We start from the raw sequence: 1,096 nt of genomic DNA on the forward strand, positions 1-1,096 counted from the left end.
TCAAAGCTCGCAAGTCGCCTAATTCATTGAATGGGATTACCAAGCTGGTTTTTATAGTGCCACTTCGAACAAAAATAGATGCGAAGACCGGCATGTCCAGCATCAACTTCAAGAGCACCTTAGAAAACGTTTTGCTGAAAGATGTAGATACATGGCAAGAAGAAAATCTGACTGAAAACCAGACAGTTAAAAGAAGAAAAACGCTGTTGGCTTCGTAGGAAAAATGGAGAACGGTTTGAACACCCTACCCTACGGGATAAAACACCGCTTGCGAAATAATAGCACCTGAAAAAAAAGATTTAGTCCATATCCATAAATTATAAATATCAGAAGCAAAAATATGTAGCCTCAGTAGTTTCACTACTTGGTAATCACCAGCTCTTGCTCCAAAAGTGGGAGCCGTTGTGCTTTTGTGCGTGTTGGCGATGTGCTTCCGATGTATAATTTGTGTTTGCCCGGTGTTACTTTGGGGATGCCTGCGGCATCTACTATGGCAAATTGTTCGGGGCTGAGATTGAACTTTACCTGGTGGCTTTCGCCTGCTTTCAGGGATATTCTTTCGAAGGCTTTGAGGGCGTACAGGGGTTTTTGACCGTCATAATCGGAGTTCGATACATACAGTTGAACCACATCTTCGCCGGCGCGTTTGCCGGTATTGCGCACCATCACGTCAATACTGACGGTGCCGTTGCTTTTCACCGTTTGGCTGTTGCTGACCAATTCATAGTTGAAAGTCGTATAACTCAAGCCATACCCGAACGGATACAGCACCTCGCCATCGAAATAGCGGTAAGTGCGATTTTTCATTTCATACGAATTGAAAGGCGGCAGGTCGCTGTCTTTTGCATAAAACGTGACCGGCAATTTGCCCGAAGGGTTGTAGTCGCCAAACAGAACATCTGCAATAGCATTGCCCGCATCTTGCCCGCCATACCAGACGTTGAGAATGGCGGGGGGATTTTTCCGACTCCCAACGCGTGGCAATCGCACTTCCGGTCATCATCACAAACACCACAGGGATATTCTCGGCATGCAACGCCTGCATCAAAGTCGTCTGCACTTTCGGCAACAGGAGGTCCCCCCGGCCTCCAACCCC

Annotated in this window: 1 protein-coding gene and 1 pseudogene; one reads left to right on the plus strand and one right to left on the minus strand. The window is 47.1% G+C overall.

The genetic code is table 11. From position 1 onward, the window contains the following. A pseudogene (locus ASC50_RS01060) lies at nt 1–218 on the plus strand (hypothetical protein); the annotation flags it as partial. 142 nt (nt 219–360) lie between these two features. Here ASC50_RS01060 and ASC50_RS01065 read toward each other — a convergent pair. Further along, complete coding sequence (locus ASC50_RS01065; protein WP_056928594.1) at nt 361–984, minus strand: glycoside hydrolase family 3 C-terminal domain-containing protein; 624 nt, start codon at nt 982–984, stop codon at nt 361–363. Between the last annotated feature and the right edge of the window lie 112 nt (nt 985–1,096).

The organism is Candidatus Symbiothrix dinenymphae (assembly GCF_001431085.1).